At 67.7% G+C, this 18238-nt stretch carries 15 protein-coding genes and 1 pseudogene; 9 read left to right on the plus strand and 7 right to left on the minus strand.

Annotated features, from left to right (window positions below):
• The first annotated feature begins 106 nt into the window (after nt 1-106).
• Nucleotides 107-1471: an RICIN domain-containing protein gene (locus ACJX2R_RS31350; RefSeq protein ID WP_413102861.1), complete on the plus strand. Its 1365-nt coding sequence runs from the start codon at nt 107-109 to the stop codon at nt 1469-1471.
• Between the two features lie 76 nt (nt 1472-1547).
• Here ACJX2R_RS31350 and ACJX2R_RS31355 read toward each other — a convergent pair whose 3' ends face one another.
• The 3 genes from ACJX2R_RS31355 to ACJX2R_RS31365 all read right to left on the minus strand — a co-directional run bounded on the left by ACJX2R_RS31355 (nt 1548) and on the right by ACJX2R_RS31365 (nt 4267).
• Entirely contained in the window at nt 1548-1919 is a 372-nt protein-coding gene (locus tag ACJX2R_RS31355) for a DUF4913 domain-containing protein (RefSeq protein ID WP_413105985.1), read from the minus strand.
• A gap of 272 nt (nt 1920-2191) precedes the next feature.
• Nucleotides 2192-3076, minus strand: a complete 885-nt coding sequence (locus ACJX2R_RS31360; protein WP_413102862.1) for a hypothetical protein — start codon at nt 3074-3076, stop codon at nt 2192-2194.
• Between the two features lie 792 nt (nt 3077-3868).
• Entirely contained in the window at nt 3869-4267 is a 399-nt protein-coding gene (locus ACJX2R_RS31365; protein ID WP_413102863.1) for a hypothetical protein, read from the minus strand.
• Between the two features lie 827 nt (nt 4268-5094).
• On the opposite strand from ACJX2R_RS31365, the gene ACJX2R_RS31370 reads away from it, so the two are divergent.
• Nucleotides 5095-6702 carry a hypothetical protein gene (locus ACJX2R_RS31370; RefSeq protein ID WP_413102864.1) on the plus strand — a complete coding sequence of 536 codons (1608 nt, stop codon included), beginning with the start codon at nt 5095-5097 and terminating at the stop codon, nt 6700-6702.
• Nucleotides 6703-6973: 271 nt separating this feature from the next.
• On the opposite strand, the gene ACJX2R_RS31375 is transcribed toward ACJX2R_RS31370, so the two are convergent.
• The gene (locus ACJX2R_RS31375; protein ID WP_413102865.1) at nt 6974-7348 is read right to left on the minus strand and encodes a hypothetical protein; all 375 of its coding nucleotides are present in this window, start codon (nt 7346-7348) and stop codon (nt 6974-6976) included.
• A 449-nt stretch (nt 7349-7797) separates the two neighbouring features.
• On the opposite strand from ACJX2R_RS31375, the gene ACJX2R_RS31380 reads away from it, so the two are divergent.
• The 7 genes and pseudogenes from ACJX2R_RS31380 to ACJX2R_RS31410 all read left to right on the plus strand — a co-directional run bounded on the left by ACJX2R_RS31380 (nt 7798) and on the right by ACJX2R_RS31410 (nt 12751).
• Nucleotides 7798-7989, plus strand: coding sequence for a hypothetical protein (locus tag ACJX2R_RS31380; protein WP_413102866.1), 192 nt, complete (start codon nt 7798-7800; stop codon nt 7987-7989).
• 265 nt (nt 7990-8254) lie between these two features.
• Nucleotides 8255-8569: a hypothetical protein gene (locus tag ACJX2R_RS31385; protein ID WP_413102867.1), complete on the plus strand. Its 315-nt coding sequence runs from the start codon at nt 8255-8257 to the stop codon at nt 8567-8569.
• On the plus strand, nt 8566-8865 hold the full coding sequence (locus ACJX2R_RS31390; RefSeq protein WP_413102868.1) for a hypothetical protein: 300 nt from the start codon (nt 8566-8568) through the stop codon (nt 8863-8865). The genes ACJX2R_RS31385 and ACJX2R_RS31390 overlap by 4 nt, the downstream gene beginning before the upstream one ends.
• Entirely contained in the window at nt 8823-9284 is a 462-nt protein-coding gene (locus ACJX2R_RS31395; RefSeq protein WP_413102869.1) for a hypothetical protein, read from the plus strand. The genes ACJX2R_RS31390 and ACJX2R_RS31395 overlap by 43 nt, the downstream gene beginning before the upstream one ends.
• A gap of 1725 nt (nt 9285-11009) precedes the next feature.
• Nucleotides 11010-11279, plus strand: a complete 270-nt coding sequence (locus ACJX2R_RS31400; RefSeq protein ID WP_413102870.1) for a hypothetical protein — start codon at nt 11010-11012, stop codon at nt 11277-11279.
• A 247-nt stretch (nt 11280-11526) separates the two neighbouring features.
• A pseudogene (locus tag ACJX2R_RS31405) lies at nt 11527-11985 on the plus strand (DUF418 domain-containing protein).
• A gap of 412 nt (nt 11986-12397) precedes the next feature.
• Nucleotides 12398-12751: a hypothetical protein gene (locus ACJX2R_RS31410; protein WP_413102871.1), complete on the plus strand. Its 354-nt coding sequence runs from the start codon at nt 12398-12400 to the stop codon at nt 12749-12751.
• Between the two features lie 501 nt (nt 12752-13252).
• Here the strand turns inward: ACJX2R_RS31410 and ACJX2R_RS31415 are convergent.
• Genes ACJX2R_RS31415 through ACJX2R_RS31425 form a run of 3 tightly spaced genes read right to left on the minus strand, consistent with a single transcriptional unit; the run spans nt 13253 to nt 18200 of the window.
• Entirely contained in the window at nt 13253-15070 is a 1818-nt protein-coding gene (locus ACJX2R_RS31415; RefSeq protein WP_413102872.1) for a type IV secretory system conjugative DNA transfer family protein, read from the minus strand.
• A gap of 5 nt (nt 15071-15075) precedes the next feature.
• On the minus strand, nt 15076-16707 hold the full coding sequence (locus ACJX2R_RS31420) for an ATP/GTP-binding protein (protein WP_413102873.1): 1632 nt from the start codon (nt 16705-16707) through the stop codon (nt 15076-15078).
• Nucleotides 16704-18200 (minus strand): SCO6880 family protein, encoded by a 1497-nt coding sequence (locus ACJX2R_RS31425; RefSeq protein ID WP_413102874.1) that lies wholly within the window; start codon nt 18198-18200, stop codon nt 16704-16706. The genes ACJX2R_RS31420 and ACJX2R_RS31425 overlap by 4 nt, the downstream gene beginning before the upstream one ends.
• Nucleotides 18201-18238: the final 38 nt, after the last annotated feature.

Genomic DNA, 18238 nt, shown 5'->3' on the forward strand with positions numbered 1-18238 from the left:
CGGTGTGCGGGACCGCCGTGGCGCCCTGTCCGTGACCGCTTCCTGAGGACCGCGACGGACTCGGACCGAGGCCACGCGGTCGGGCGATATGCAGGAAGGGATGGTCATGAGCCTGGGTGAAGAACCGGATAAGCCGAAGACCGGGGACGAGCGCCACGCGGCGGGGGAACCGGCGGATCTCGATGAGCCGGAGTCCATCGGGGAGCCGCCCGAGACGTCCTCCCCGCTTGCCGTGATCATCTCCGGTGACGGCTCCGCCAGCATCGACGGCGTACCCGTACCGGTGGTGGGGGAGGAGCAGGTCGACACCGCGATCCTCGACACGCTGCATGGGTATGCCCGCGGCCGGAACGCCCCCGTGACGGCGACCATCTCCGATCCCTCCGAGGGGTATGTGGTCATCGTCGAGGTTGCGCCCGACGGTTCCAGCAGGCTGCTGGAGCAGCACGGGGAGGAACCGGACGGGGACGAGACGCGCGAATTCGCCGGGCCCGGCGCGTACCCCGGCCCCTCCGGCGTCGAGGCCGGGCCACCCGATGCGCCCGATGCCTCTGACGTCCCCCATGTCTCCGACCTCCCCGACGTCGGCGACGTCGACGAGTTCGACGACTTTGGCGACGAACCGGTCTCGACGCCGGGCCCCGCACAGCCGGCGCTCACGACCCCGGCTCCCAGCCCGGGCCTTGACCGGAAACCGATCCGCAGGAGGCAACTGGACCAGTCCGACGACGAGTACGAGTCGCCCGGGTTGCTCAAGCGGCCCCTGTTCGTCGGGGTGGCAGGTGTGGCCCTGGCGGCGGTCGTCGTGGTGCCGCTGATAGTGATCGGCAGCTCGGGAGGCGGCGGGGAGCGGAACCTGGCCACCGGCGGGACCGAGAGCGCGGAGAAATCTCCGCCCACGCCGTCCAAGTCCGCGTCACCGTCGCCTTCGAGTTCGCGTTCCTCCTCGCCGTCCCCGTCGGCCTCCCCATCCGCCCCGCCGAAGCCGACGGACGCCCCGAAGGCCGCGGTGGATCCCCGAACCTACAAGGGCGGGATGCTGATCAAGAACAAGAAGTACGGCCTGTGCGTGGACCTTCCCGGCTCCGGCAAGAGCGCACCGGATACGGAGGTCAAGGACGCGACCTGCAAGAGCGACGACAACCAGGGGTGGGTCCTGAACGTGGTCTCCCAGGGCGGCGGCAGAGCCGACCAGTATCTGATCCGCAATACCAAGTCCGACCTCTGCCTGGACCTGCCGGGCAACGGCTCCGCTTCTGAGGGCGCACAAATGGGCATGTCCAACTGCAACAACAGCAAGGAGAAGGACAACCAGCTCTGGTGGCTCGGCAAGCGCTCCGACGACTCATACCGGCTCCGCAACCAGAAGAGCCGCCTGTGCCTCACCACGGAGAAGAGCGCGAACTCCAAGGTCACGATCTCCAAGTGCGGCGAAGCGGAAGACCAGGAGTGGAGTTTCGTCGAGAGCTGAGCCGGGCCCGACGACGTCGAAGAGCGGATGTACGCACCGTGCGCACATCCGCTCTCCATGACCCGCCATGCCTCCGTCAGGCCCCAGGGGGCGGTGGAGGCGGCGGGCCGAAGGGGTCGACGGCGTCGACGGGAGGCTGCTCCATCGCGCGGTGGGCTCCTGGCTTGCAGGCGGCGAAGGGACCTTCCGGGTCCCGCAGGACGCCCATGACGGGGATCATGTAGTCACGGTGCCAGTTGGCGGGCCCGCACATCCCCGAACCGGGCCCGGTCAGCTCCCCCCAGGCGAGCCACAGCCCGTGGAGCTGTGCCACCGCCTCCGGATGCTCCCACCAGCGGGAACACCAGGGTGCCGTGGAGGTGACCTCCCTGCCGTAGACGGGCAGCAGCACATGGTGGGTCCACAGGGTCAACTGCCGCAGGTTCTGCGCGTATTCGGGCCCGTCCATGTAGAGGATGAAGTGCGGCTTGGGCGGGGGCGGCGGGCCCTCCTTCTCCTGAGGAGCAGCGCTGTCCGTCGTCGTATCGCCCTCCTCCTCGGCGGGTGCCTCGTCCCGCTCCTCCTCGGACACCTCGGGGGCCTCAGTGGACATGCCCGTCCTGCTCTCTCTCGGCGGCTTCAACTTGGCTGGTGCCCTGGCCACCACGTACGCCCGCCCCATACGGTTCACCGGCCGGTCGGCCGCGGCCGCGACGGTAGCCGGTGGCGATGTCGCGCCACTTACAGCCGCCGACTGTTGTTCTGGCTCGGGATTTCGGATCTCCGATTGATGGCGGGGCCAGCGGCCTGCGAGGAATCTCTCCGTACTTGTCCCGGGTACGCAGCATAATGCGGCGTGGCTGCATTACGAGGCTCACTTCCTGCCCCTTGTTGAGTAAGGTTCTGCCACGAGCGGACATAGCTATCAACCTTTTCGGGAAGTTCTCGGCGGATCCGGCGCACTTGCCTATCGCTCAGGCCGTATGACCGAAACCGGCGATCCGAAATATCCCTATTCCCGTTCAGTGCGGAACGGAATTCTTCGGCATCGATCAGCTGGCCGGAAAAAAGATGATATGCGATGGCCTGTGGTTCCAACCTCGAGTCAATTTTCTCCCAGTCGGCGAATGCTTTGACCCGCATTGCAGTCCGGAGGCCCTCCTTGTCCGCCTCCTGGCTGATGATGTCATCGGCCCTAAAGCGCACCAGGTCTCCGGCGGATATGACCCTCATGCCGTTTCCCCGTGGATCCGTCACCTGGAAACTGTGACCCTCGGGCGGTACCCCGAACTCGATACGCACCTCGTCGTCCGGCCTTCGCGGATGGCTGACTACCATTTCCTCCATTCCGAACTGCGCGAGAGACCCTCCTGTATCTCTCACCTGGTAGCCCGCTTCCTGCAAGGCGTTACTGGCTTCGGCTTTAGCGTGAGTGGCCGTTGTGTACGGAGTTTGGGCGCTGGGAAGTTGATCCCCCATTTTGCTGAACAGGTCTATGTCATTGGGTTCGCGATCGGCCAGTCCGTGAGTCAAGCGCGCCAGGCTCCCGCCCAAGGCGTAACCGTATTTCTCGCCGATGCCCCACAGCGCAATACGGGCGATTTGCTCCTTGTCCTTCAATTTCATCGATCAGGTCGCCCCTCCCGCAGTAAAGGGGCGGAGTATAGGTTTGCAACTTCTGAGTTTGTCAGGATTTATCATGCGTGGCGCTCCAGGTGAGGATGACTACTTCGAGATCGCCGACTGCCATAGCAAACGCAGGGCGGGTGCCAAGGTTCCACGATTGGCGTGGATGCTCTGCACTGGCGAGGGTTCTGGGGGTTCCGGCAGGCAGAAAAGCAGCGCTCGTCGACGTATACGGAATGTTCTCAGTTCTTGATGTGCTGAGGGCGGTGGGTCGACAGTCTGCTGATGTCTGTTCAGGGCGGCGAAGGAAGGCGGACGGTGGTTCTGGACCCGCAGCGGTGGTTGGAGCTTCGGCGTTTTCACGGTCTGTGCGACGTTTTGACGGGCAGTGATCCGGGCCGTGTCACCAAGGTGATGTGCGGCCGGGGCGGGGCTGGGGCGGCGGGATCTCCTCCTCGGGGGCGCTTTCCGTCGTCGCGCCGACGTCCTCCTCGGCGGGATCGCGTCTGCTCCTCTCCGGGCACCTCGGGGGCCTCAGTGGACATGCCCGTCCTGCTCTCTCTCGGCGGCTTCAACTTGGCTGGTGCCCTGGCCACCACGTACGCCCGCCCCATACGGTTCACCGCCGGTCGGCCGCGGTCTCGAGGGACTGCGGGTCGAGCCGGGCCTCTTCGGGCGGGTGGTCTCGGATCCTGACCAAGTGGTGACGGCGTTAACGCAAGACCTTCTTGCCGACGGCCAGAACTGCGGAGCACGGCGGCCAGATCCGCGACGGGGACTGGGCGGCCGAGCTCATAGGTGGCGGCCTGAAGGGGAATAGCCGGGCTGTGAGAACACCGACGTATTTGCGGGGGCGTTTTCGTGTGTGCCCGGTATCTGTGGGGGCGGGTACGCGACGGCATGCACATGATGCGCGAGAGGGTTGTGCATCGGCCCCGGACCGGATGTATTCGGCTTGCAATCTGGGCCGATGACGCGGAGGCGCACCCATTTTTCCACGTATCCGCTCTTGAGGAGGTAGCGAGGGTATTTTCCGTCATGTTTTTGCTCTATGTCGTTATTAAGCTTGTAGAGGAAACGCCCCAGGGGGCCGTCTCTCCGTGCGGGAACTTTTCCGATGTTCTTCTCTTTTGAGTAGTATTCGTCGATCGCATTATCCATGGCGCCAAAGTCATAGTCGTCGGGGAACATGGCGACTCCTCTGGGTTGCTTGCGCTGTGAGGTGGGACCACCAACACGTGCACAGGCATCAGATGGTTCACCATGGTCAGGGCACACCACACGCGGCTCCGTCCACAGTTCCGTGAGCCCCAGGTCGGCGGAGGGAACGGGGATTACCTCGGCGGGGGTTCCCTGCCCTGGCGGGGGAGACCGTTGAGGATGTGCTGCTTCCCGGGGCCGGTGCGCGAGTGGAGCGCGTCAGCACTCCTCCGACGCCCTTGTCGTGGAGGTGGTGCGCCTTTTCTGTCCTCGGTCCGAGCTGGCCGGACGCAGGGTCAGGACGGCCAACGAGCGCGTGATGAGCGTGGTCGAGCCCCGGCGCCGGCGGACGGTTCACCGACCGCCGGCCGCGGCGCCGAGGGTGAATCTGTGCGGGTCCCGGCTCCGTTGGGCGGACGGGGCCGAGCCACCCGTCTCACCGCCGTGCCGTGGCTTCCGCCCGACGACGGCTGCTTCACCCTTCTCCCCACGTACCACGGTGGCTGCGCTGTCGGCGCTGACCTCCTCGCCCGAGGAGGAGCCACGGCGGCGTGCGGAACTCTGGGCACGAGCCTGCCGCAAGGCAGGGCCGTCGCGGAGTGCTCGGGTGCTCGGTGCCTCGCCCGTGGGGGCGGTCCCGTCCTCAGCCCGTGGACACGCTCCGTACCACGCTCACCTGGTATGACGTCGACATTGAACCGAAACGCCGATGACGACGTTGTGTCCATCGAGCGGTCTCGTACGGCTCGGCGACACCGAACCCAGCGCCGCGACAGGGCTCCGTGAGGGGCTGACCTCCGCCTGAAGGGGAAAGCGAAATGGGAAAGTACGACGGTTTCTACACGCCGTTCCAGCCGAGTGGCGATGGAAAATATGCTCTCAAAACAGGTAAACGGGTGAAGGACGCGCCCAGGCCCCCTCGAGGGGCCTGGGACGGCGCCTGGAACGCAACAACCAACGAATACTTTGTGCGGTACGAGGGAGACCCAGAAATCTACCGTTTGTCGAATCGGAAAAACGGTGGCTGGAATACGAGCTCGCAAAGGTCTGCCCGGGATGCCTTTGAGCTTATGGATGCTGCGCAGGCGGCAGCTGAACCGAGGGAGTCGGAAACGGAGGAGCAGAGCGCCGAAGCTGGACCGAGCACGTGGTCGATGGATGAGCTTACCCAGGGAGTGGGCGCGCTCAACTATGACCCGGCCAGCAATCCAAACACGTGGTCGATGGATGAGCTTACCCAGGGGGTGGGCGAGCACACCTATGATTCGGCTGGCAATTCAGAAGAGTCCTTCTACAGCGCTGCCAGCTCTTTCCGTGCTGTGGAGGTCGTTCGCTCTAAGGGGAAGGCCCGCCTCGTAGAGTCAGATGTGCCGGTCCCACCGGAGGCACCTGAGATTCACGAAAATGCCGACGAAGGATTTTACATCATAGACCCCGAGCACCCCAAAGAATCGGGGTTCTACACGGTTACCAAGTACCCCGAATCCAACAAAACTTGGGTTGCGCGTGCGAGTCAGGCAGTGAGCGGCGTTTGGGAGTGGGGGACGAATAACCCGGGGAAGGTGGCGAGGCTGCTGGCCGATTTCGGTCCCAATATCCTGGGTGGTGGCGCGGGTATTGCGCGGATAGCCGGCAATGATAGAGCAGCAGAGATCCTTGGAGGCTTTGGAGGTGCTGGTCAGGCCGCTCTGGCCGGCGAGAATTTCCTGAAGACAGCGTGGCAATTTTGGAAAAAGGGAGAAATCAACCCGCACGAACTGGCCATGGGTACAGGAACGACAATTGCCTCGTCAGGTCCTCTAGCTTCCCTCTCCGACACCAAGGGGGCGGAAGTTTGGGGGGGAGCTGCGGAATTCATCAACGGAGTGACAACCTGCTATAGGGCGGGTTATCATCAGTATGAGGCCTATCGAGCAGAAGCAAAGAAACAAAGGGGACGGCGGGACGTCGAGATGGGCCTGATGGAGGGGCCTCAGAGTCAGGGTCGAAAAGGCAAGTCGTGGCCGCCTCACTACTGGGCGTACGCCGCGCACATCTGGAACGAGGGCGACCCCCAGCCCCATCGAAAGGTTGGGATCCGGGAGGTGGAAGGCGGCGACACTGTGATCGCGGATACGGAGACGGACCCGTGGCTCAAGCATTTCGCCGATACATACGTGGAAGACATGAATAAGGTCGTGGCGCAGTCATCAAGCCCTTCCCATAAGTTCTCCAACATTGTCCGTACCAGTAAATACCCTGGCGCATCCAGCTCGCATGCAGACGGCCCGGAGCAATACTCCCTCAAGGACATTAAAAAGTGGGCCAGGACGGACCCGGGATGGGCCGCCTATCTTGAGAACCAGAAGAAGAGTGCGAAGGAACCTGCGGACGGGAAGAAGGCTGGCAGCAGCAGCCGCCTCACTCACAGCGGCCGTCGTCCATAGCCCAGGTGATCCGAACGGGGGAGCCGCCGTCTCAGTGAACCGAATCGCTCGGGCTGGGCTCCGGGGCCTCCGCCGGATCACGCTCAAGGCGCGCTGCCGTACCCCCGTTCGGGGGCGCGGCAGCGCGCTCCCCTCACCTCTGATCGATCCGCGCCCCGGTCCAGCTCGGTGTCACGGGAGCGGGACTGGCTGCCCACCCCGGGGGCACTCTCTCCGACCACGGCCTCGGGGCGGGGGTGCGAGCGGCACCGGGGCCGCAGACCTTCCCTTTTCAGCTTCCGAGCACGTCGATGAGGTGATCGTCCAGGTCAGCGACGAAGCTCTCACGCCTCCACGGCCGCAGCTGTTTTCGGGCCTGGCGCAGCCGCAGCGCAGGCACTCTCCCACCGGTGCCGGCCGCGGAGCCGACGCAGTTGTGCAGGAGGGTCACGTCCCTCTCCGGCGCATCGAGACGGATGCAAGCCAGGGCTTGATCGGTTGAGACGATGGCCCGCTGCACCCGCTCACGCGGCGCCCCCAGGGCCTGCGCGCTACTGGCGAAGATGTCGTGAGCGACCGCCGCGTCCCCTACGTACAGCTCGCACAAGCCCTCGAAGCCGCGCAGGTGATCAGCGCTGAAGCTGGTCGGCCAGGGGTCCGAGTCCACGTCGCGATCGAGGTCGTACCACGCGAGCGACAGCGCGGTCTGTGCGTGTCGTTCGGCGTTCGACCGGGCGGCGATCCCGCATACAGAGCGCGGGACGCCTGGTCATCACGGGTCTCGAACGCCAACCGCCCAGCGAGGGTGTACGCCTGAGCGGCGATCGTGCGTAGTCCAGGCAGCAGTGGCTCGGGAACGTCTCCGGCCAGCAGCCTTCGGCAGGATTCGGTCACGGGGGCGAGCAGTAGCCGCAAGCGTGCGAAGGGAACCGAGCCGACTTGCGCGTTGACGTCTCCGATTGCCGTCCGTAGTCCGGCGAGGAGCGCGTCATCGGCGAGTGCCGGATCGGCGAGCGCGGCCGCCATGGACAGCCGGGTGGTGGGCCCCAGCAGAGCTAGCAGGCCGGTCCCGTCATCGGTGGCCGTGCGGACCATGAGCCTGCGGAGTTCACGTAGATGAGTCTCTGCTTCGCCCAGGTGCGCGAGGGCGCCGAGCAGCTCGGCGAAGTCGCTGCCGGGCCCCAGCGTGACGTGGCCGTCAGCGCCTCGGCTGTAGAGGTGCGCGAGCAGGAGTTGGTGCCGGTCGCTGGGGAGGGTGGGTTTGGAGCTCTCCCACCGAGCGACGGACCGCTGCACGCTCGGGACTGATGAGGAGAGGGGCTGGCCGATGCGGCGTGCTGTGTCGACAAGCGCCCGCGCGGTGTCAGCCAGGGACCAGCCTCGCGCCTTCCGAAGGGACTTGAGGGCAGCAGAGCCGCGGGTTTCGCACGTGCTCATGCCCTCATCATGCCGGTGATTCGCGTCACACTGGCACGATAAGGTGTGGTTTCCCCTGCTCGGCACCGTAGTTGATCGTGTACCAGGTTCCCGAGGTCTCGCTGTCGGCGAGCGGGAAGCCGATGACCATGTCCGAGTGGTCGACCATCCACCGGTTCCGGGCGTGGAACGCGGGTGTACGGAGCTGGTCAGCACGCAACTCGACGATCTCCATGATGCGCTCGCGGCTGCGGGCGATGGCCTGCCGCGCTTCCTCGGGCTGTTGCGGGACGGTGCCGGGGGCGACGATCGAAATCTGCGCTTCGGTGTTCTCGGCCAGCCACAGCAGGGACAGCGTATCGATGCCCTTTGTTCCGCCGATGTAGAAGCGGGAGTCGGAGCCTGCGAACGGGCCGAGGTGCGTCTGGTGGGCGGCTGGCCGGCGATCCCGGCCTTCGAGGGCGCTGGTTGACGAACGGCCTCGAATCCGTGCTGTGGCTGGGCGGAACGTCGGGCGTGGGCAAGACCACGGTCGCCCGGTTGCTCGCCCGCCGCCACGGGCTGCGGTGGTACAACCCCGACGCGCACACCTGGGAGCACCGGGACCGGGCGATCGCCGCGGGCCATCCGGCCGCGATCCGGTACGAGGAGATGCCCGTCCCGGACCGCTGGTCGGCGCCGATGGTGGACCACTCGCGATCTCCTTGCACCAGGTGCGCGGCCCCATGGTCTGGGACGACTTGCGCGCGTTGCCCGCCGCGCCGCTGACGATTGCCGAGGGCACTCCGATCACGCCGGAGGTGGCCGGTGGCGGTCCGGTCCCGGCCCTATGGCTCTTGCCGACCCCGGAGCTGCAGCGTGACCGGCTCGACGAGCGTGACCTGCACCCCGGCGTACGGGACTTGTACCAGCACTTGGGCGACGTGATCTCGGCAGAGCTGAAGCGCTTCCGAGGGCGCATGCTGGTAGTCGACTGCTCATGGAGCCTGGAGGAGGTCATCACGGAGGTCGAAGGCCACTTCGCCGAACTGCTCGCCCGTGGGCCCGTGGCAACCAGCCGGGCGGAGCGACGTCAGCTGCTGCGCTACGCCAACCGCGCCTTCGTCGATCAGTACCGGACCTACTTCACCCGGCCGTGGGTGCGCGCGATCGCCCGTTGCTGCGGGAGGCACCGACGGTTCGGGTGAGCTCGGCGATGTTGCGGGGCCCGACCCACCAAGTGGCTGCCAGTAGATCGGCGCTTGGCGGTCGGGCAGGCAGCCGTGGCGCACAGCTGCCTGCCCTTGAACGCGTTGGTGGTGAAGGGGACGTTAGGGTATGGGCCGGTTGTTGGACCCAAAGCCGCTGTGGTACTGGCGATGCATAGCCATCCGAGCGTTGTAATTCTGCTGGCTATGTTGTTCTGCCTCGGGAGACATGGCCGCAGTGCCAGGCACCGTAAGTGGTTGAGTGGTTTGGACGCTCGAGGCGAAGGGATTGGAGGCGAGTGGTTGAGTGGATGGGACGTTCGAGGCGAAGGAAGCGTAGGGCAGGCCGCTCTGGGCGCTGGGGTCGGGCGTCGTGAAGTTGCCTTTCAGGAAAGCCACTCGTTGCGCGTTAGAGTCCGGACCTACCTGGCTGTAGCTTTGACCGAAGGGCAGGCCGCTCTGGGCGCTGGCGACGGGGGGCCTGGCGTTGGCTTCCAGAAAAGCCACCCGGTCGTTTGGATCATTGCCCACCGGCACTTGGCGTGCATCTTGCCTCGTCGGTCGTTCGGATATCCTTCCTCTTTCGACAGCGGCTATCGCATCTTGCCGACGGACTTGCGCCCTCTGCACAAATGCATCCGGATCCTGATTGTATTCATTCATCACCTCTCTTCGAATTTGGTGAGTGTCCCGGGCTTCGCGCCGGGCTTCTTGTCGGGCTTCTTGGTTCGGATTATAGCGAGCTCGTCGTACCTTTTCTTGTCCCGGGCCCTCTGGTTCTTGTCCCGGGCCCTCTGGGCGGGCCGGCTCCGACCGGTCCTTTCGCAGCCATTGGGCCTCCATCTCCGCCTCTTCCGGAGCGAGCCCGTCGAGGTATGAAACATCGGAGGCGGCAAGAGAAACAGGCCTTCTCGAGGAGGCGACCGAATTTCTGGGAGAAACGGGGTCGTTGTAAAAATCCCTAGGATTTCGCCTAAACTTCCCAGGAGGTGGCATGCCTTGCTTCCTTCCGTCGAGTTGTTGTTCTGCTCTGGAGTACGGCAGCGTCACTGATCTACGACGTGCCAGCGCAGTTGATCTCCTGTTGTCGGATCTCCGCTTGGCATGACGTGATCAGGGGCCTGTCGCTCCTGATCGCCTGCCCTCAACACCTTTCGTCGTGTCGGTCCATCGCATGGCAGCCCGTCCTGTGGCTGACGCGTTGGGGCGGCCTGTGTCCTGCCTGATACAGCAGGCCGGGCAAGCCCTCCGTTGGACGTCCTTGTCTTTGCCGTCACTACGGGACGGGAGCGGACCCGGTTCAGTATTCCTCGGGGACATGCGCGGCCGCCCGTTGTGAACTGCACGTTCGCCACAAGCCCGGGTTTGCGGCATGGCGAAACTATGGCCCGCCGGGCCGCCCGGCTGCTCCAGCGGCGTCTGCCTCGGCTCCTTGCGGACGGGATGTACTGGCGCTTCATCTCAATGTCTGAGGCGCGGTTCGCTGCGGCGCCGGGCCCGTGCCCAGCGCGTGGCGCTCAGCCAGAAGCTCCATAGGCCACAATGTGCGGGAATCTTCGCAGGGCTCACCGCCTACGCACATCTCCGCGAACTGAACCGTTGACGAGGGGCTTCCGTGGTGAACTCCCGACCGCGGTCGGCGAAGAGCCTGTGGGCGGGTGCCCCAGGCCGGTCGCGGCTCTTCCCGTTCCCGTCCTGCCGGCGCATTGGCTACGGAGGCCCACCGTGCACTTCTCGCCCCGTATCCAGACCTTGTCCAGCGCTGAGGCGGTGTCCGGGCGCGACCGGGTACGGGACGTCGACGTCCTGCGCGGGTTCGCACTGCTGGGCATTCTCCTGGTCAACATCCAGAGCATGGCCGGGCCGCACGTGGGTCCAGGGGGCGGGACGGTGGTGTCGTGGGCGGACGAGGTGGCCGGGTGGCTGGTCACGGCGCTGGTCAGCGCCAAGTTCTGGCGGTCTGGCTCATCGCCGGAGTCGCGGCGTTACTGCTGATCTGGGGCCTGCTCACCGTCGCCCTCGTGGAACTGCCGCGTCCGCAGGACGGCACGTCCGCGGTGGGTGAGGTGGTGGCGGCCTACCGGGGCGGTCCCGGGTCGGTCGTCCGGGCCAATCTGGAGTGGCTGCGTGACGGGATGGGCTGGACGTCCTGTACGACGTCGACATGCTGGCGGCGTTCCTGGTGGGCCTTGCCGCGGGCTGGCGCGGGCTGCTCACCGAGACCGGCCGGTACCGCGCGTGGATGGCGCAGATCGTTGTCAGTGGTCAGCCGGGCGGCCTGGCCGGAGGCGCGTTCATGGCGATCTGCCGCAACGGGCCGCTGGACGCGCGCTGGTACGACGTCGGCTCGGCCGTCGGAGTGCTCACCGCCCCCGCTCCGACCGCGGCCTACGCGTGCGGCCTGCTGCTCCTCATACGGCGGCTTTCGTGGACCCGGCCCGGCCGTCGCCTCGCCGGATTACTGGCCGGGGCCGGTCGCTTGTCCCTGACCCACTACCTCACCCAGTCCCTGGTGATGGCGATGGTCTTCACCGGTTACGGACTGGCGTGGTACGGCCGCCACGGCACCGCGGTCCTGCCGGCCGGGTGCCTCGTCCTGTAGGCGGCCCAACTCGCGGTCAGCAGATGGCTGTTGGGCCGCGCACGGTACGGACCGGCCGAGTGGCTGCCGCGCGCGGCGACGCTGGCGCGCAGGCCTTGACGCGTACGCGGCGAGGTCGCCGTGCCTCGCGAGCACTGAACCACTCAGCCCCTCTCCACGTTACGACTCTTGATGACGAGGATCACTGTTCTGACACCCGTGCACGAGGGCGGGTACGCCCACATGCACGAACTGTACGAGTGTCTCTCCGAGCAGGAACTCCCCGCGGGCTGGCAGCTCGAGTGGGTGGTGCAGGAGGATGGGCGGGTCGATAGATGCCCTCCGGGACGTACCGTGGATCTGGAAGGGGGCGGGCCGCTGGGGTGGAGCCGCTCAAGCCCGTACGCTGGGTTGGCGCGCGCCAGCGGAAGGTTGCCGCGCTGCGTCGGCGCCGACGACCTGCTGCCCGATCAGGAGACCCTCGCCCGCGACATCGAGGTCCTGGAGGTCAACCCGTCCTGCGGCTGGACCGTTGCCCCGTGCCTGGACCTTCACGCTGACGGCCGCCTGGAGCCGGGCCCGTACGACCCCGGTCCCGGGCTGCTGCCTGAGCGTGCGCTCCCTCCGGCTGGCGCTGGTCGCCCGTGGCGTCAGGATTCTGATGACCGTGCTGCCCTTCTCCTGCGAGCGCGCGCTGGATCGCTGCGAGGTACAGCTCGACCTGGCCGTGGCCGACTTCCCCGCGCCCTCCCTGACGATTCTTCTCCTCCGCTGCCGGCCACGGACCACCATCTCTCCGGCAGGCAGGCGCATTGACCACGGGCTCTGGAACGGACGGCCCGGGACCCTGCCGTTCCTCCTTCTCACGGGACGAGCAGCGGTATGAAACAGATCAAGGCATATTCATCGATTGGAGCGTCACGCGATGCCATTGGACGAATACCTGCGGAATCTAAGTGCTTTGGAAGCTCAACAACAACGGCAGGCAAGGGCTTTGGAAGCTCAAAAGCAGGCGGAGGAACAACGGCAGGCGCTATCGACGACTTATGGGGAGTTGATCGCTAACCAGGGGCTTACGGGGCAACTGCCCGGGACGTCACAGAACCCCGCGCACTGGAGCAGGGTCATGGGGCAGTCGACGACCTCGGGAGCGCAGCACACCGTGCGGGATGTGAACGCGAGCGCTCCCCAGCCGCCCGCCCAGCAGCCGAGCACTGGAACGCAGTCTCCGTCGCAGCGGCCAATTATTAAGTGACCCGTTGGAGGTCTCGGCGTCGGCCACATCCGAGAGGAGCCCCATCCCGGTGGCGGTCGAGACCTCCTGCGGCCCACATCGCCCCGGGATCTTGGCGTCATCGCTCGCGCGCAGGCCCTGCCCCCTCCCGGGCTACGGCTTCTCCAGCGGTACCGCTCCCCGTTGCCACCTGGTCGGGGCTTCGGCGGCCGTCGGGGTGCCGGCCCAGGCGCGGGCGGCCCGCTCGGTGATGGCGGCCGTCTCGGCCTTGGCCGCCGCCGAGATGGCGCCCGCGCCCGGCTCCTTGTACCAGGGGCGCAGCCGGATCAGCGCGGGCCGCACACCGGTGGCCAGCAGCAGGGCGGTGCCCTTGGGCAGCGCCCGTATGCGGTCGGCGGGCAGCACCGGGTCCAGCCGGTAGGAGTAGGAGCGGGAGGTGCCGTCCTTGCTCTTGGAGATCGACGGGGTGCGCACGTCGTGGTTGCCGACGAGCTTGGAGACCTTCTCCACGAAGTCGGCGTCGTCCAGACCCGCGCCGAGCAGCTTGACCGTGGCCGCGCTCCACAGGGCGTCCATTCCCGCGTCGCCCCAGACCCGGCTGCCCTGGCGGTAACTCTGAAGCAGGGTGACCACGTTGATGCCGCGCGAACCGAAGTGGCTGTACAGGTCGGGCAGGTCGGAGATGCGGCAGACGTTGGCGGCCTCGTCGAGGACCGCGGTCATCGGCGGGTCGAGCCGACCGCCCATCCGCTCGGCGGCGACCACGCCCGCGCGCATCGTCGCGTCGGCGAGGCCCGCGATCACGCCCGCGGCCGAGCCGCCGCCGTCCTTCGACAGCAGGTACAAGGTGTCCTTGCCCAGCACGTGCATGTGCGGCTTGAACTGCGGACGCGTGGGATCGGGCGTCACCCAGGCCAGGACGTCCGGGTCGAGCAGGCAGGACACGCACTGCCGGGCGGTCTCGTAGATGCCGTCGCGGGTCTCCACCGCGCCCCGGACCGTGCCCTGCAACTGCTCGGCCATGGCGAGCATGTTGACGTCCCGCAGTAGGTCGATCGGTGTGCGATCGGCGGGGCTGGCGAGCCAGGTCAGTACGTCGGGCACCGTGGCCTTTCCACGGGCGGCGGCGAGGAAGAGGGCGGTGAGGGTGTTCTGGCCCGCGGAGATGAAGAAGTCCTTCTTCGACTGGTCGTCGTTGACGGAGGCGACGAAGTGCCCCGCCAGGCGGCGGGCGCCCTCGATGGTGTGGCAGTCGGAGAGGAGGTCCCACCACATCTCGCGCGGGGTGTGGGCGATGCCCTGCGGGTCGAACGTCCACACCTTGCCGGCCTTCTCGCGTTCGGCCCGGGTGACGGCGTAGACGTCGGACTTGTTGGAGGTCAGCAGCACCGCCCCCTGTGCGCGCAGCACACGCGGAACGGCGATGCCGGTGGACTTGCCGGCTCGTGGGGCCATCAGGTCCAGTTCCACGTCCTCGAACGAGGAGCGCAGTTCCGGGCCGCTGGGATCGAGGTCGCCGAGCAGGTTGCCCGTCTCGTCGGGGTGGAGGTGCTCCCGGCCCTTGAGCGAGGGACGCAGATCACGGGCGCGCGCCGCGATGCCGTCCGGGCACATGGCGGCCAGTTCCCGCTTCCCGGCGAGCCCCTTGGACCGGGACGCCCACCGCATCACCCGTTGCACGGCCAGCACGCCGAGGGCGCCCGCCGCGCCGAAGACCAGGACGATACCGGCGACCACGGCGACCGGCGACGCGTCCGGCCAGAGGCTCTTCGGGCCGTCGGTGAGCAGGGTGCCGAACGTCACCAGAGTGAACGGCGGAGGGTGCCAGCCCGAGCCGGTCACCACCGCGCCCAGGGTTCCGCCGAGCCACACGCCGCCGAAGAGCACCAGGCCCACGCCCGCCACCAGGACGATCGCCCACGGCATCAGCTCGCTGCCGTACGTCCGGCCCTTGGCCGCGGCTTGGTTCATATGGCTCACCCCCTGCCCGGCTGCGGCTGTTTGGAGAGGCTGGGGGCGCGCCCGGACGCCTTCTCGCCGACGGGCTCGTTCGGCGCCCAGCGCTTGTTGGTGTCGTGCAGATGCCGCTCGGTGTCGGTGATGGCGACCTGGATCGGGATGCCGGGCCGGCCACCGACCTTGATCAGGAAGCGGCCGCGGCCGGGCGGCTCCTCACGGTCCCCGTGCGCGGCCCAGCCCGGGGGCGAGGACCAGGAGGAGACCAGTTCGATCTCCCGACGGGAGAGACCGACGATGTGGCCGAGCTCCTCCATCTCCTGGCGCGGCAGCCCCGCGCACACCACCATGCCGGCGCGTTCGACGAAGCCGCGCGCCTTGGCCCGGTCGGAGTCGGTGCCCAGCGCCTCGGCGTCCTTCAAGGTGTGGGTGATCTTGGCGTCGCCCAGGCCGAGGGTGCGGTTGAGCCGGGTCAGGGCGTCGATGCGGTCGACGATGCCGGAGGCCGAGCGCAGCGGTCGCCACAGTTCGTCGAGCACGGTGAAGAACCAGCGCCGGGGCCGTAGTCCGGCGTCCGCCAGGGCGTGGGAGGCGGCCACCGCGCCCAGTCCGTCGGACCAGGCCGCCAGCATCGCCGCCGCGGTGAGCTGGGTGTCGGCCTCCCCGATCCGGGAGATGTCCACGCACACCGCGGACGCGTCGAGGTCGATGCGGGTGGAGGTCTCGGAGGCGAACGTGTCGCCCAGCGGCCCGTCCAGGATGCCCAGCAGCGACCGGTGCAGCGGGTCCACGGCGTCGCGGTAGCGGGTCTCGTCCCCGCGGTCCAGGGTCACCGCCCGCACCCGGTCCGGCCCTTCGGTGAGGATGCGCAGCAGGTCGGGCAGGAGCGGCTGCCGGTCCGGCGGCGTGCGCTCGCGCAGATGGTGCAGCGCCGCGGAGAGCACGGACTGCTCGTGGTCGTCCATGGCACGGCCACGCACGATGGTGATGAGCGCGGCGACCATGTTGAGGACACGGCCGTGGGTCTCGGCGGCCAGCACCCGCCCGGCCTCGCCGCCGATGCGCCGCGCGGCGGCGCCCATGGCCCCGGGGTTGAGGACGTTGATGCCGCCCACCCCGCGCCCGAGGGAGATGACCTGGCCGCCCAGCGCGCGCACGGTGTCGGCGTAGTCGGGCTTGAGGTCACCCAGCACCAGCGGCACCACACCGGTGGCGGCCAGGCCGATGAGCATGCGGTTGACCAGGGTGGACTTGCCCAAGCCCGGCATGCCGAGCATGAACAGCGAGGGGTTGGAGATGTAGTGGGCACGGGTGAACCACGACAGCGGGTCGCCGCACACAGTGGCACCGGTGTACAGGTGCCGGCCCAGCGGGACGCCGCTCATGGGCGCGCCCGAGCCGGCCGCGAACGGCCACAGTCCGCACGCCTGCACGGTGGTGGCCCGCCACATCGACGGCGGATCCACATTGGCGACCTGGCCGCCGCCGGGGCCGGGCCAGCCGCGCGTGTTGAACGGCTCCTCCCTGGGCTTGACGGGCTTCTTCCCCTTCCCCTTTCCCTTCCCCTTGTTCTTCTTCTCGGGTTTCCGGTCCGGGTCCTCGTCCTTGTAGGTGATCTCGCCTGTGTCGCTCGCGTCGTCCTTGGTTCTCACAGTGCTTCCTTCAGCTCGCGCGGCACCAGCGTGTACTCCCACGGCAGGATCCCGGCCGGCAGCGTGCAGCTGAACGCCGCCGCCTGCATCCGGTCGGCCGGGCGCATCAACAGCCGTGCCCCGGCCAGCAGATTGCGCACCGTCGTGTTCGCGTCGTCGAGGTCGGCGTCGGAGTCGACCGTCACCGTGACCATCAGCGAGAACTCCACCAGGCCGGCGCCGGTCGCCTCCTCCACCGCCGTCTGCTCGGTGGCGCGCACCTCATGGGCGGCCCGCGCCTGCACCATGCCGCGCCGCGAGGTGGCCATGAACTGCGCGGCCCTCCGGTCGGCTTCGACGATGCGCGCCGAGGTCGCCGGGTCGATGGGCCGGTACAGCAGCGCCACCCGCTTGCGACGGGTGCCGGGCGCGTCCGCGAGCAGACCGCGCAGCACCTGGGCGCGCACGGTGCCGCGCGGCGCGACGGTGAGCATCCAGGTCCGTGACACCCCCGAGTCGTGCTGGTACGCGTTGGTCTTCTCGACGGCCGCCGCGGGACCGGCGTCGTTCCAGTCCAGGCCGGTGCCGCCGTGAGCGGCGCGGGCTTCGAGGACATCCCCCGCCACGGCCGGGTCGTAGGCCACCCGTACGACTTCGGCGATGCGCTCGGCCGACAGGGGGGAGGCGGGGCCGCCACCCGCGCTCACCACTCCCGTCAGCAGACCGGGGATGCGGACGGCGAGGTCGGCGATGATGTCCTCACTCTTGCGCTTCTGCCCGGGGGGCATGCCGTAGGTCAGCGAGATGTAGGTGTGCATCTCCGAGGACGCGGTCGGATACCGCTCCACCACCTCCTCCATCACGGCCCGCGCCGCCGCCGGGGCGTCGGGGCTGATGCGCGGCAGCACCTCGGCGGCCAGCCGGCTTCCCGTGTCCGGGGCGGTCTCCACCACGACGGAGGCCCCGCGCAGGTTCGGTTCGTTGGACAGCCGGGCCAGCCAGTGGCCCCACCCCGCCACCCAGGTGTCGATCTGCTCGGGGTCGACCAAGGACCCGCCGTCGGGTTCGCAGCCGAGCACGATGGTGTACAGGTTGCGGCCGCGGTGGTGCAGTACGCCGAACGGCTGGTCGTAGGCGTCCCTGCCTTCCATGACCTTGACGCGGCTGAGCAGTCCCGGGGGGCGGAACGAGCCGCCCGGCCGCTGGGACAGCGGACCGGCGACGTAGGCGGTCGCCCCCTTGGCCTTGCGCCGGGACCAGCCGATGCGCACGGCGATGAGCTGGTAGACGTTGCGCCCGTCCTGTGTGCGCACGGCCAGCGGCAACAGGAGGAACAACTGGATCACGACGATGATCAGCGTGAACGGCAGCGAGATCAGCGAAATGATCAGGTCGAAGACCAGCCCGCCGAACACCCCGATGGTGCCGACGAGTCCGAACGGGCCCAGGCCGGGCCGCCGCGGTCTGCGCCAGTTCCCGTAGGTGGGGTCGACTGTGGCGGCTTGGGTGGACATGGGCGTACCTGCTTTCCCTTTCCGTGTGGATGGATCTC

Origin of the sequence: Streptomyces sp. Inha503 (genome assembly GCF_047215865.1) — a bacterium.
In the GTDB taxonomy this organism is placed as follows: Bacteria; Actinomycetota; Actinomycetes; order Streptomycetales; family Streptomycetaceae; genus Streptomyces; species Streptomyces lycopersici.